Raw genomic sequence first — 12,113 nt, 5'->3', positions numbered from 1 at the left:
ACTCCTTAGCTCGCCAAAAAGAATTATCATTAAATTCAAATGGTTAATTATTCCGTTTGAAGCCACAATAAAAAGGAATACATATCCTGGTCAACTGGCCGTCGGCTGAGAAAAAAATGCCACGGCAGAGCCGTGGCTGAGTCAACGGAGGAACAGGCTTTTACCCCCGGACCTCACGATATGATGCAGGTTCCTGAGCCGGTGAAGCGGGCTCATCGCTGACGAGATAAAGCACCTGTCCGGGTTGAGGCGCGCCGGACGCGCCTTTGTGTCCGTCAACATGCTCACCGCCGTCATAGCAGTCGTAACCGCTGAGCCCGCTCACGGGCTCGCTGTAGCTGTGACGCACCTCGCAGTCAAACACCGCTGAGATTTCCCCGACAACCTCACCTGACGGCGGGAGCCAGGGCATATCCATCTGCAGCGTAAGACTGTTAGGCGTATGGCGCTGCCAGTTGACGTTGTGCCCGGCCGGCCACTCCATGCCGTACTGCCGGCAGTAGAGGCTGGTTGTGGTCGACACACCGGACATCAGCCCCCCGGAGCCGTTCAGCTCTGCTGCCAGCCGCGTAGGTATGACGGCCAGCATATCGCAGGGCTGGGAGCGTTCAGGATACTGGCTGAGCCGCTCCCAGGCAGTTGCAGCATGAGACTCATCGCCGGCGCTGACCAGACCAAACCAGTCGGTATACTGTCTGGCAATCAGCTCCGCCATAACCTCACGTGCCGGGTCGGGAATATTCTCCCATTTCAGCGCGCCCAGACCTGACTGGTGATAAAGCCGGTCCACGGCTCTGATGGTTTCCGCATCGAGGATGGCATCCTTCAGCAGGAGCGCCAGCCAGCTTTCAAACGCCTGATTGGCCGCAGTGGAAAGCCCGGTGCCTGCACGGACCAGCCCCTGACAGGGCGGATACGACGTGGTCCGCACCGGCTTGAGTATCCCCGCCGCGCCAGCCAGAAACAGCTGTATGCTCTGCTGCACTGCGTGGCGGTGACGCGGTACGTCAGTGCCGTTTATCCACTGCAGCATGACATCGATGCAGACTGATTTACCGGTGATTTCCAGGCGGTTATGACACCATTCGGACATAGTGAATACTCCTCTTTCATAAAAAAAAGAGGACACAGCCCCGTGAGGAGCGGTGTCCTCACGGGACGGCGACAGTTACGGAATAACCGTCACCGGATAAGTTAATTACGCCGCCACAGCCTGACTTTCAGGCAGTGCCAGCAGATATTCCGACGCTTCCCGGGCATGCCGGCAGGCGCGGAACAGGGCCTTTTTGTCAGATTTCAGCACCTTCAGCCAGTGGTCCACATAGCTGTCGTGCTGAACCTCACCGAACACGCCGAGCTGAGCACACAAAAACGCGCTGCCCATTTCGGCGATGAGCTCCTCAAAGGCATACACCGGGTCCCCGAACTGCCGGGATGAGGAGGTTATCCCCTCCCGGTTAAGTCGCTTCGCATGACCGGTACTGTGTACAAGCTCATGCAACAGCGTGGACCAGCAGTCCGCTTCCGTAAAAAACTGCTCAGCCATCGGCATCACAATTTCATCCGTCAGCGGGCGGTAATATGCCCGGTTCTGAGGCAGCATCCGGTTTTTAACCCCAGTGGCGTTAAACATCCGGATCACCCTGTTCATCACGTCCGGACAGAGTATGCCGTCCTCATCCACCGTCGGTGGTTGCTCAGGTGAAGCCGCAACCTCTGCCGGCAACCCCTCACACTGCTCAGCGTTGAACAGCTGCAGGGGTTTGAGCATCGGCACGGTTTCCATCAGCGGTTTACCGTCACTGTCATAAAGGCGGTTGCCTTCGCGATCCTCTGCCTGCTTCGTCCAGTCCTTATAAACCACCGCCAGGGTGGCTTTCTCACCCTTACGCACCTGCCCGCCAGCCTGCTGCGCCTGCCGGTAAGTCATCCAGCGGTTATTGCGAAAACCCTGCTCTTCCGCTGACATCCAGAGAAGCAGGACATTCACGCCGCTGTAGTGACGTCCGGTTGTGGCATTCAGGGGCAGACCGGCCAGACCGCTGCCGGCAGCCGCGCGCCACGGCTTACGCCAGGGCGCTACGCCGTTTTCCAGCGCGACAACAATGCGGTCGGTGATCTGGCGATAAAGGTCAGTCGGTTTTGCCGGACGGCGAGCCGCCTTGCGTGAAGTCGTTTTTTTCATGAGATATACCTTTAATCAGAGGCATACCCCTGCGCCGGCGAGCGCAGAGATACGCCCGTCGACGGGAAATTCAGAGGTCAGTTACCATGCGGCATAAAACCACAGGTATTCATGTTCAAAGTCAAAATCACTGAGCAGGCTTTCCAGCCTGTCACGCAGGGTGAAAACGTACTGCAGCCGGCGCTGAAGAAGCGGATTATCCTCATTCCCCTCTGTAAATGTCGCAATCGCACAGTCCAGCCTCTCTTTCAGTTGCTGAATATGCTCGCGTGACAGTTCCAGACAGGTCGCGTTTTCCACCTCACCGACGTGCTTATCCAGCCAGGTAATCAGTGAAAAATCGCGGCTCAGTTCACACACCGGATGATACGGTGCCGGTACTGCGACGATCTGCCGGTGCTGGCTGTAGAGAAAAATATCCAGTCCCATACGGGCCTCCTTCGGTTCAGAAAGAGGCAGGAATCTTTCCGGCAGGAAAAGTCCCTGCCGGGGTGAATTAACGTCCGGTTATTCGCAGCGCCCCCTGCGGGGTCACCTGCGATAACCTGGCCTGCAGCCTGCCACAGGCGTTCAGAAAAGTTTGATGATCTTCAGGCTTCGCCCGCTTACAGCTGATGAAGGCCGCCTGCGTCAGCAGACGCACGGCGTTTTCACGCCAGCGGCAGAGTTCATCAGGCCCGACACAGGCACTGAAGTGACAGACTGCACTCGCCAAAAGCTGATCGGCCTTCTGGCGATACTGCGCCACTTTCACCCGGTCAGTCGCAGCGGTGAGCACCTGTATCTGTGTGTCGGTAATCAGGAGCCTCAGGTCCGTCCTGCCGGACAGTACAGAGGTGGCTACCGCGTCGCTTATCGACAGTGATTCAATGAAATCATCGCCGCCGGCAAGCAGGCGTGCCGTGTCGTACCAGTCCTCATTTTTCTGAGGGTGACACCCTGCGGCATACGCAATACGCGGCACCGGATCGTTGCCCTGCCAGGCACCGGTGGCCGGCATAAGATAAACACCCTCATCCTTTGCCAGGTGAAGCTGGCCTCCCTGCATACGGGCGGTTAGCAGGACGTTAGTCAGGTCTTTATTGTCGAAAAAAAGCATGGGGCTCTCCTGTAAAAACGGGAGAGCCGCTCCGTCCGGAGTCATCTCTCCCGACGGGGTTAAAGTCAGTACTGTTTAAAACGAGTCAGATTTTTCCGCGACCCGCTTCAGTTCGTACAGATGGAATTCCGCCAGCACGAAGGCATTCCAGTCCTCATTGCTCAGCACCCGCTCACCACCGGAGAGCAGCTGCAGCAGCAGGGAATCAAACGCGCCCTCGCCTACCGGTGTTTTCAGTACCGACTGAGGCGCGGTCAGCGTCGGCTGCTCAGGCAGACCGAGATGTTGTTCAATCCAGCGTAACGGTAACGCCCAGCTGCGACCCTCGTCTGAAGAATGTATCCGGAAGCTGTCCGGACACAGGTTATGCAGCAGGACCATCACAATACGTGCAAAGAAATCGCAGGGCTGATGCTGAAAATCCAGCTCCTGGATACTCAGCGTATTGCGGTTGCGCTCCCGCTCTATAGTCATGTTGACCGGCCAGACACTGCCGCCTGTGTCGCCACGAAACGCCATGACATCAGCAACCGGAAACAGGTCAGCCGCGCGATTAAGCGACGGCAGATACGTATTCCCCGGACGCAGACGCACCGGCAGTTGCCAGAAAGTTTCTGTGACGGCCAGAACGAAAGCATGCCAGTGTCGCAACGGAACCGTGCTGACATGCTCGATGGTGTAGACAACCGACATGGAAGCCGGCGAAGAAAACTGGTTTTTCATCGATAAATCCTCCGCGAATAAAAAAGGGGGGATTTATCCCCCGGACGGGAGTAAATCCCCGTCAGGGTGTGTTCTGTCTGCTGATTACATCCGTTCGAGAGCCGCTATAGCCCGATCACACCGGGCATCCTGGATACCTTCATCCACGGCCTTCTCCCAGAAGGGCCGGTTAATTTCTTTTCCCAGCTCGTCCAGCGTGAAGAGCAGATTTTTAGACGTATCAGGCAAAGGCGGAATATCGCCTTCCCCGAGTAAAAAGACAAACCAGCCATAAGCTGTGCCGGTCCCAATGATGGAATCTTCCAGAAACGTCAGTTCATTCGTTTCATCCCGGTCCGTATGAAGATCGAGACGCTGAAATGCCCTGATGCTCAGGAGTTCACTCTCAAGCAGGCAAAGCCAGCTGAGCGTGTCCAGTGGAGTTTTAAGCGTATAAACGTCTGTGTGCATGGGTATATCCTCAGGTAAATAACGGGATATCCCCGTCAGGGTCCACAACATTTCACGGTCACGGCCTTCATCAGCCGATCAGTGCAGTGCATATGAATCAGATTGCTCCTGATACACATATTCAGGATTAAAGCGGAGGCGTTGCAGCACAGCTAACGACAGTGGATCAGCGAAATTTATGCCAGAAACGGCCACACCATCCAGTATGTCGCCGGCCTTAACCCGGGAAGAATATCCGTAATACTGACACCAGACGCAAAGTTCGGGGTCAGCCGGATCACAATCACCGAGCGGTGCGACAAAAACCTGTTCGCCACAGGAGACGTTATCTCTGAGGATTTCGCCCCTGATGAAAACGCCACTTACGGGGCCATACTGAGCGGGACATACATCCCGTCGCGTCTCAGACATCGACAGAATACGAAAAGTGACGTCGTGCAGTGCTTCAGTCATGAGAATGCCCTCCGGAAAGAAAACGGTAGCGCAGGTGTGCCAGATGCTGTGCCTGGCGGCAGGCATGGCGGTATGCGTTTCGACGACCTGTTATTCCCTCAGGAAAAGAAACCGGCAGGCGGTGAAAAACATACTCGGCGCGGTGGCAGCCTGTACGAACGGTAAGAAAGACGTTAACGCCCTGGTCTTTGACAGAAGAGATATGAGCACGGACGGCATAATTGCCCGAGCCGTTGACATACCAGTTGCTGTTGCGATGCAGATAAATGAAAGATTTCAATTTCCGGACAGCTGCGTCAGCAGACTGCTGAAGCTGAGTAAGGATATGTTCAGGGAAAATCGCAGAAGAGATGACAGACATTGTGTTTCTCCATAAAAAAAGGAAACACCTGCCCGAGCGGGAAGTGTTTCCCGTCGGGGAGTCAGAAAAAACAACATTCTGACTGTCTGGTTAGTACAGAAGGAACCTTTATCGTCGCGTCATAGTGCGCTTAAATTGACGATATCTGCTCTCAAAGGTGTGCAGATTTACCAATTTTTTGCCCCTTTTCAGGTTACAGGAGCTTTTGTTGTAGCCACCCGAAGGCGATTCTCACAGGCTACTGAATCATTGGTGGTTGCAAAAGCAACGTATAAGCCTGTTCATTTTCAAAACAAAACGCAGATCTGTCAAGCCGCAGATAACCTTGTGTACTGAATCATACAACAAGTATTGGATGAGACTTATACTGAACCATCCCCCCAACCATCTCAGGAAGATGATCATGGAACTCATTACCCGCCTTGTTTATATCGATACATCTGCCTATGAACGAAAGCATTTTCAGTTTGGCTTATACATTCTTGAAAAACTGGAGAATTTTGCATCACATGATAAAGTGCGTATCCTTGTTACTGACATCACACGCAGAGAAATTGAATTACATATTCGTAAAAACGCTGAGGAAGCCTTAAAAGAACTTAATAAATTTCAGAAAACGTATGCCCCGATACTGAGAACTACTCCGGCGCATGTACCAACAGAGATATTCGTAAAACCAGGTAATGCTGCCAACTTACTGATTTAGTGTATGATGGTGATTTTAAGGTGCTTGCGTGGCTTCCATTTCCATCAGATGTCCTTCCTGCTCCGTTACTGAAGGCGTGGTGCGTAACGGCAAAAGCACTGCCGGACATCAGCGCTATCTCTGCTCTCATTGCCGTAAAACATGGCAACTACAGTTCACTTACACCGCCTCTCAGCCCGGTACGCACCAGAAAATCATTGATATGGCCATGAATGGCGTCGGATGTCGCGCCAGTGCACGCATTATGGGCGTTGGCCTCAACACGGTTTTACGTCACTTAAAAAACTCAGGCCGCAGTCGGTAACCTCGCGCATACAACCGGGCAGTGATGTGATTGTCTGCGCTGAAATGGACGAACAGTGGGGCTACGTCGGTGCTAAATCACGTCAGCGCTGGCTGTTTTACGCGTATGACAGGATACGGAGGACGGTTGTGGCGCACGTCTTCGGTGAACGCACTCTGGCCACACTGGAGCGTCTTCTGAGCCTGCTGTCGGCCTTTGAGGTCGTGGTATGGATGACGGATGGCTGACGGATGGCTGGCCGCTGTATGAATCCCGCCTGAAGGGAAAGCTGCACGTTATCAGCAAGCGTTACACTCAGCGCATTGAGCGACATAACCTGAATCTGAGACAACATCTGGCAAGGCTGGGACGGAAGTCACTGTCGTTCTCAAAATCGGTGGAGCTGCATGACAAGGTCATCGGGCATTATCTGAACATAAAACACTATCAGTAAGTTGGAGTCATTACCCGATGCACGGTGATGCTGCCAACTTACTGATTTAGTGTATGATGGTGTTTTTGAGGTGCTCCAGTGGCTTCTGTTTCTATCAGCTGTCCCTCCTGTTCAGCTACTGACGGGGTGGTGCGTAACGGCAAAAGCACTGCCGGACATCAGCGCTATCTCTGCTCTCACTGCCGTAAAACATGGCAACTGCAGTTCACTTACACCGCTTCTCAACCCGGTACGCACCAGAAAATCATTGATATGGCCATGAATGGTGTTGGATGCCGGGCAACCGCCCGCATTATGGGCGTTGGCCTCAACACGATTTTACGTCACTTAAAAAACTCAGGCCGCAGTCGGTAACCTCGCGCATACAGCCGGGCAGTGACGTCATCGTCTGCGCGGAAATGGACGAACAGTGGGGCTATGTCGGGGCTAAATCGCGCCAGCGCTGGCTGTTTTACGCGTATGACAGGCTCCGGAAGACGGTTTGCGCACGTATTCGGTGAACGCACTATGGCGACGCTGGGGCGTCTTATGAGCCTGCTGTCACCCTTTGACGTGGTGATATGGATGACGGATGGCTGGCCGCTGTATGAATCCCGCCTGAAGGGAAAGCTGCACGTAATCAGCAAGCGATATACGCAGCGAATTGAGCGGCATAACCTGAATCTGAGGCAGCACCTGGCACGGCTGGGACGGAAGTCGCTGTCGCTCTCAAAATCGGTGGAGCTGCATGACAAAGTCATCGGGCATTATCTGAACATAAAACACTATCAATAAGTTGGAGTCATTACCCTTTTTTCAACTTCTGATGGATGCGAGTGATTGAACTCATACATTAATGTTTTCCCACGAAGTCTTTTTTCAGGTAAGCCTTCGCACATATCGGTAAATAGCTTGCCTGCTTTTATTTTTTCTGTCATCGACATGTTCATTTTTAACATTCCGTCCTGATAAGTTGGTCGGATAAGGCGCTCGCGCCGTATCCGACATTAATTTCTTAAGCGACTTCATTCACCTAGCGACGCAGCAGGGAAAGTGGGCCGGGGCCGCTAAGCGTGAACACGGAAATTAAGGTGAAGCCCAGCGCCACCAGACCCAGCACCAGGTAAGCGCCCTGGAAACCGATGCTTTCATACATATTGCCCGCCAGAATAGACATAAAAATCATCGCCAGTTGCTTAAAGAAGCAGAAACAGACCAGATAAATCGTCGCTGAAAAACGCACTTCAAACTGGCTGGTAATATATTTAAAGCTGCCCACCAGCAGGAACGGTACTTCAAACATATGCAGCGTTTTCAGAATAACCACTTCCAGTGCTGAGGTAGCGAACGATGAGCCAATAATACGTACTGACATAATAGTGCCAGCCAGCAGCAGGGCGTTTTTCCCACCGATGCGATTAATGATCAGTGGCGCAAAAAACATAATCGAGGCGTTAAGTAATTCGCCCATTGTCGTTACGTAGCCAAATACCCGCGTACCCTGTTCACCGGTAGCAAAGAACGAAGTAAAGAAATTAGCAAACTGTTGGTCAAAAACATCGTAGGTGCAGGAAACGCCAATAACATACAGTGACAAAAACCACAGTTTTGGCTGTCTGAACAGTTCCAGCGCCAGCTTAAGGCTAAATGCCGAATGGTTGGCACCTACCGCATTGGCAACCGTGGCAGAAGAGGGCGCATCTGTTTTGGCGAAAAAGAGCAAAACGGCGAGGATGAATGCACAGCCAGAACCCAGCCAGAAAACAAACTGATTATTGATGGTGAACATGATGCCGACAATCGAGGCACACAGCGCCCAGCCAACACAGCCAAACATCCGCGCGCGACCAAATTCGAAATTACTGCGACGGCTGACTTTCTCGATAAATGCCTCTACTGCTGGCGCACCGGCGTTAAAACAAAAGCCTAGATAAATACCACCAACAATCGATCCTACTAAAATGTTGTATTGTAACAGTGGCCCGAAGATAAAAATAAAGAACGGCGCAAACATCACTAACATACCGGTAATAATCCACAGCAGGTATTTGCGCAGCCCGAGTTTGTCAGAAAGCAGACCAAACAGCGGTTGGAATAATAGCGAGAACAGAGAAATAGCGGCAAAAATAATACCCGTATCACTTTTGCTGATATGGTTGATGTCATGTAGCCAAATCGGGAAAAACGGGAAGTAGGCTCCCATGATAAAAAAGTAAAAGAAAAAGAATAAACCGAACATCCAAAAGTTTGTGTTTTTTAAATAGTACATAATGGATTTCCTTACGCGAAATACGGGCAGACATGGCCTGCCCGGTTATTATTATTTTTGACACCAGAGCAACTGGTAATGGTAGCTACCGGCGCTAAGCTGGAATTCCGCCGACACTGACGGGCTCCAGGAGTCGTCGCCACCAATCCCCATATGGAAACCGTCGATATTCAGCCATGTGCCTTCTTCCGCGTGCAGCAGATGGCGATGGCTGGTTTCCATCAGTTGCTGTTGACTGTAGCGGCTGATGTTGAACTGGAAGTCGCCGCGCCACTGGTGTGGGCCATAACTCAATTCGCGCGTCCCGCAGCGCAGACCGTTTTCGCTCGGGAAGACGTACGGGGTATACATGTCTGACAATGGCAGATCCCAGCGGTCAAAACAGGCCGCAGTAAGGCGGTCGGGATAGTTTTCTTGCGGCCCTAATCCGAGCCAGTTTACCCGCTCTGCTACCTGCGCCAGCTGGCAGGTCAGGCCAATCCGCGCCGGATGTGGCGTATTGCTCGCCACTTCAACATCAACGGTAATCACCATTTGACCACTTCCATCAATCCGGTAGGTTTTCCGGCTGATAAATAAGGTTTTCCCCTGATGCTGCCACGCGTGGACCGTGGTAATCAGCACCGCGTCGGCAAGCGTATCTGCCGTGCACTGCAACAACGCTGCTTCGGCCTGGTAATGGCCCGCCGCCTTCCAGCGTTCGACCCAGGCGTTAGGGTCAATGCGGGTCGCTTCACTTACGCCAATGTCGTTATCCAGCGGTGCGCGGGTGAACTGATCGCGCAGCGGCGTCAGCAGTTGTTTTTTATCGCCAATCCACATCTGTGAAAGAAAGCCTGACTGGCGGTTAAATTGCCAACGCTTATTATCCAGCTCGATGCAAAAATCCGTTTCGCTGGTGGTCAGTTGCGGGATGGCGTGGGGCGCGGAGGGGAGTGTCACGCTGAGGTTTTCCGCCAGACGCCACTGCTGCCAGGCGCTGATGTGTCCGGCTGCTGACCATGTGGTCGCGTTCGGTTGCACTACGTGAACCGTTAGCCAGAGTTGTCCGGCGCTCTTCGGCTGCGGTAGTCCAGGCAGTTCAATCAACTGTTTACCTTGTGGAGCGACATCCAGAGGCACTTCACCGCTTGCCAGCGGCTTGCCATCCAGCGCTACCATCCAGTGCAGGAGCTCGTTATCGCTATGACGGAACAGGTATTCGCTGGTCACTTCGATGGTTCGCCCGGATAAACTGAACTGGAAAAACTGCTGCTGGTGTTTTGCTTCCGTCAGCGCCGGATGCGGCGTGCGGTCGGCAAAGACCAGACCGTTCATGCAGAACTGGCGATCATTCGGCGTATCGCCAAAATCACCGCCGTAAGCCGACCACGGATTGCCATTTTCATCATATTTAATCAGCGACTGATCCACCCAGTCCCAGACGAAGCCGCCCTGTAAACGGGGGTACTGACGAAACGCCTGCCAGTATTTAGCGAAGCCGCCAAGACTGTTACCCATCGCGTGGGCGTATTCGCAAAGGATCAGCGGGCGCGTCTCTCCAGGCAACGAAAGCCATTTTTTGATGGACCATTTCGGCACAGCCGGGAAGGGCTGGTCTTCATCCACGCGCGCGTACATCGGGCAAATAATATCGGTTGCGAAGGTGTCGGCTCCGCCGCCTTCATACTGTACCGGGCGGGAAGGATCGACAGATTTGATCCAGCGATAGAGTGCGTCGTGATTAGCGCCGTGGCCTGATTCATTCCCCAGCGACCAGATGATCACACTCGGGTGATTACGATCGCGCTGCACCATTCGCGTTACGCGTTCGCTCATCGCGGGTAGCCAGCGCGGATCATCGGTCAGACGATTCATTGGCACCATGCCGTGGGTTTCAATGTTGGCTTCATCCACCACATACAGGCCGTAGTGGTCGCACAGCGTGTACCACAGCGGATGGTTCGGATAATGCGAACAGCGCACGGCGTTAAAGTTGTTCTGCTTCATCAGCAGGATATCCTGCACCATCGTCTGCTCATCCATGACCTGACCATGCAGAGGATGATGCTCGTGACGGTTAACGCCGCGAATCAGCAACGGCTTGCCGTTCAGCAGCAGCAGACCATTTTCAATCCGCACCTCGCGGAAACCGACATCGCAGGCTTCTGCTTCAATCAGCGTGCCGTCGGCGGTGTGCAGTTCAACCACCGCACGATAGAGATTCGGGATTTCGGCGCTCCACAGTTTCGGGTTTTCGACGTTCAGACGTAGGGTGACGTGATCGGCATAACCACCACGCTCATCGATAATTTCACCGCCGAAAGGCGCGGTGCCGCTGGCGACCTGCGTTTCACCCTGCCACAAAGAAACCGTCACCCGCAGCTCATCGCGCAGCTCGCCGTACATCTGAACGTCTGCCTCCAGTACAGCGCGGCTGAAATCATCATTAAAGTGAGTGGCTACATGGAAATCGCTGATTTGCGTGCTCGGTTTATGCAGCAACGAGACGTCACGGAAAATGCCGCTCATCCGCCACATATCCTGATCTTCCAGATAACTGCCGTCACTCCAGCGCAGCACCATCACCGCGAGGCGGTTTTCTCCGGCGCGTAAAAATGTGCTCAGGTCAAATTCAGACGGCAAACGGCTGTCCTGGCCGTAACCGACCCAGCGCCCGTTGCACCACAGATGAAACGCCGAGTTAACGCCATCAAAAATAATTCGCGTCTGGCCTTCCTGTAGCCAGCTTTCATCAACATTAAATGTGAGCGAGTAACAACCAGTCGGATTCTCCGTGGGAACAAATGGCGGATTGACCGTAATGGGATAGGTCACGTTGGTGTAGATGGGCGCGTCGTAACCGTGCATCTGCCAGTTTGAGGGGACGACGACAGTATCGGCGACAGGAAGATCGCACTCCAGCCAGCTTTCCGGAACCGCTTCTGGTGCCGGAAACCAGACAAATTGCCACTCACCATTCAGGCTGCGCAACTGTTGGGAAGGGAGATTGGTGCGGGCCTCTTCGCTATTACGCCAGCTGGCGAAAGGGGGATGTGCTGCAAGGCGATTAAGTTGGGTAACGCCAGGGTTTTCCCAGTCACGACGTTGTAATACGACGGCCAGTGAATCCGTAATCATAGTCATAGCTGTATCCTGTGTGAAATTGTTA

General features: G+C 53.4%; 11 protein-coding genes and 3 pseudogenes. 3 read left to right on the top strand and 11 right to left on the bottom strand.

Annotated features, from left to right (window positions below):
* Positions 1 to 160 precede the first annotated feature (160 nt).
* The 8 genes from HV314_RS04720 to HV314_RS04685 form a co-directional block, all read right to left on the bottom strand.
* The gene (locus HV314_RS04720; RefSeq protein WP_016807928.1) at positions 161 to 1,093 is read right to left on the bottom strand and encodes a DUF1281 domain-containing protein; all 933 of its coding nucleotides are present in this window, start codon (positions 1,091 to 1,093) and stop codon (positions 161 to 163) included.
* Positions 1,094 to 1,198: 105 nt separating this feature from the next.
* A complete protein-coding gene (locus tag HV314_RS04715) occupies positions 1,199 to 2,185 on the bottom strand; it encodes an ArdC family protein (protein ID WP_016807929.1) in 987 nt (328 codons plus the stop codon).
* An 81-nt stretch (positions 2,186 to 2,266) separates the two neighbouring features.
* The gene (locus HV314_RS04710; protein ID WP_016807930.1) at positions 2,267 to 2,614 is read right to left on the bottom strand and encodes a hypothetical protein; all 348 of its coding nucleotides are present in this window, start codon (positions 2,612 to 2,614) and stop codon (positions 2,267 to 2,269) included.
* A gap of 67 nt (positions 2,615 to 2,681) precedes the next feature.
* Positions 2,682 to 3,284, bottom strand: a complete 603-nt coding sequence (locus HV314_RS04705) for a DUF3085 domain-containing protein (protein ID WP_016807931.1) — start codon at positions 3,282 to 3,284, stop codon at positions 2,682 to 2,684.
* Between the two features lie 75 nt (positions 3,285 to 3,359).
* The gene (locus HV314_RS04700; protein ID WP_016807932.1) at positions 3,360 to 4,007 is read right to left on the bottom strand and encodes a hypothetical protein; all 648 of its coding nucleotides are present in this window, start codon (positions 4,005 to 4,007) and stop codon (positions 3,360 to 3,362) included.
* Positions 4,008 to 4,091: 84 nt separating this feature from the next.
* The gene (locus tag HV314_RS04695) at positions 4,092 to 4,457 is read right to left on the bottom strand and encodes a hypothetical protein (protein ID WP_016807933.1); all 366 of its coding nucleotides are present in this window, start codon (positions 4,455 to 4,457) and stop codon (positions 4,092 to 4,094) included.
* 78 nt (positions 4,458 to 4,535) lie between these two features.
* Positions 4,536 to 4,910, bottom strand: coding sequence for a hypothetical protein (locus tag HV314_RS04690; RefSeq protein WP_016807934.1), 375 nt, complete (start codon positions 4,908 to 4,910; stop codon positions 4,536 to 4,538).
* The gene (locus HV314_RS04685; protein ID WP_045282254.1) at positions 4,903 to 5,271 is read right to left on the bottom strand and encodes a hypothetical protein; all 369 of its coding nucleotides are present in this window, start codon (positions 5,269 to 5,271) and stop codon (positions 4,903 to 4,905) included. The genes HV314_RS04690 and HV314_RS04685 overlap by 8 nt, the downstream gene beginning before the upstream one ends.
* A 403-nt stretch (positions 5,272 to 5,674) precedes the next feature.
* On the opposite strand from HV314_RS04685, the gene HV314_RS04680 reads away from it, so the two are divergent.
* The 3 genes and pseudogenes from HV314_RS04680 (at position 5,675) to HV314_RS04670 (ending at position 7,488) form a co-directional block, all read left to right on the top strand.
* The gene (locus HV314_RS04680) at positions 5,675 to 5,977 is read left to right on the top strand and encodes a PIN domain-containing protein (protein WP_016807936.1); all 303 of its coding nucleotides are present in this window, start codon (positions 5,675 to 5,677) and stop codon (positions 5,975 to 5,977) included.
* Between the two features lie 28 nt (positions 5,978 to 6,005).
* Positions 6,006 to 6,714: pseudogene (locus tag HV314_RS04675) on the top strand (IS1 family transposase).
* A 78-nt stretch (positions 6,715 to 6,792) separates the two neighbouring features.
* Positions 6,793 to 7,488, top strand: a pseudogene (locus tag HV314_RS04670) (IS1-like element IS1A family transposase).
* A gap of 14 nt (positions 7,489 to 7,502) precedes the next feature.
* Here the strand turns inward: HV314_RS04670 and HV314_RS04665 are convergent.
* The 3 genes and pseudogenes from HV314_RS04665 to lacZ all read right to left on the bottom strand — a co-directional run.
* Positions 7,503 to 7,643 (bottom strand): annotated as a pseudogene (locus tag HV314_RS04665) (maltose acetyltransferase domain-containing protein); the annotation flags it as partial.
* Between the two features lie 83 nt (positions 7,644 to 7,726).
* Positions 7,727 to 8,962 carry a lactose permease gene (gene lacY / locus HV314_RS04660; RefSeq protein WP_064146656.1) on the bottom strand — a complete coding sequence of 412 codons (1,236 nt, stop codon included), beginning with the start codon at positions 8,960 to 8,962 and terminating at the stop codon, positions 7,727 to 7,729.
* Between the two features lie 51 nt (positions 8,963 to 9,013).
* Positions 9,014 to 12,088 carry a beta-galactosidase gene (gene lacZ / locus HV314_RS04655; protein WP_181250253.1) on the bottom strand — a complete coding sequence of 1,025 codons (3,075 nt, stop codon included), beginning with the start codon at positions 12,086 to 12,088 and terminating at the stop codon, positions 9,014 to 9,016.
* Positions 12,089 to 12,113: the final 25 nt, after the last annotated feature.

This window comes from Citrobacter sp. RHBSTW-00887, assembly GCF_013728095.1.
Classification (GTDB): Bacteria; Pseudomonadota; Gammaproteobacteria; order Enterobacterales; family Enterobacteriaceae; genus Citrobacter; species Citrobacter braakii.
This window is presented reverse-complemented; position numbering and strand designations above follow the sequence as displayed.

Bases quoted from the DNA above. Each gene is read 5' to 3' on its own strand.
- HV314_RS04690 (WP_016807934.1), bottom strand. From the start codon at position 4,910: ATGACTGAAGCACTGCACGACGTCACTTTTCGTATTCTGTCGATGTCT.
- HV314_RS04685 (WP_045282254.1), bottom strand. From the start codon at position 5,271: ATGTCTGTCATCTCTTCTGCGATTTTCCCTGAACATATCCTTACTCAG.
- lacZ (WP_181250253.1), bottom strand. From the start codon at position 12,088: ATGACTATGATTACGGATTCACTGGCCGTCGTATTACAACGTCGTGAC.
- HV314_RS04710 (WP_016807930.1), bottom strand. From the start codon at position 2,614: ATGGGACTGGATATTTTTCTCTACAGCCAGCACCGGCAGATCGTCGCA.
- HV314_RS04715 (WP_016807929.1), bottom strand. From the start codon at position 2,185: ATGAAAAAAACGACTTCACGCAAGGCGGCTCGCCGTCCGGCAAAACCG.
- HV314_RS04720 (WP_016807928.1), bottom strand. From the start codon at position 1,093: ATGTCCGAATGGTGTCATAACCGCCTGGAAATCACCGGTAAATCAGTC.
- HV314_RS04700 (WP_016807932.1), bottom strand. From the start codon at position 4,007: ATGAAAAACCAGTTTTCTTCGCCGGCTTCCATGTCGGTTGTCTACACC.
- lacY (WP_064146656.1), bottom strand. From the start codon at position 8,962: ATGTACTATTTAAAAAACACAAACTTTTGGATGTTCGGTTTATTCTTT.
- HV314_RS04705 (WP_016807931.1), bottom strand. From the start codon at position 3,284: ATGCTTTTTTTCGACAATAAAGACCTGACTAACGTCCTGCTAACCGCC.
- HV314_RS04680 (WP_016807936.1), top strand. From the start codon at position 5,675: ATGGAACTCATTACCCGCCTTGTTTATATCGATACATCTGCCTATGAA.
- HV314_RS04695 (WP_016807933.1), bottom strand. From the start codon at position 4,457: ATGCACACAGACGTTTATACGCTTAAAACTCCACTGGACACGCTCAGC.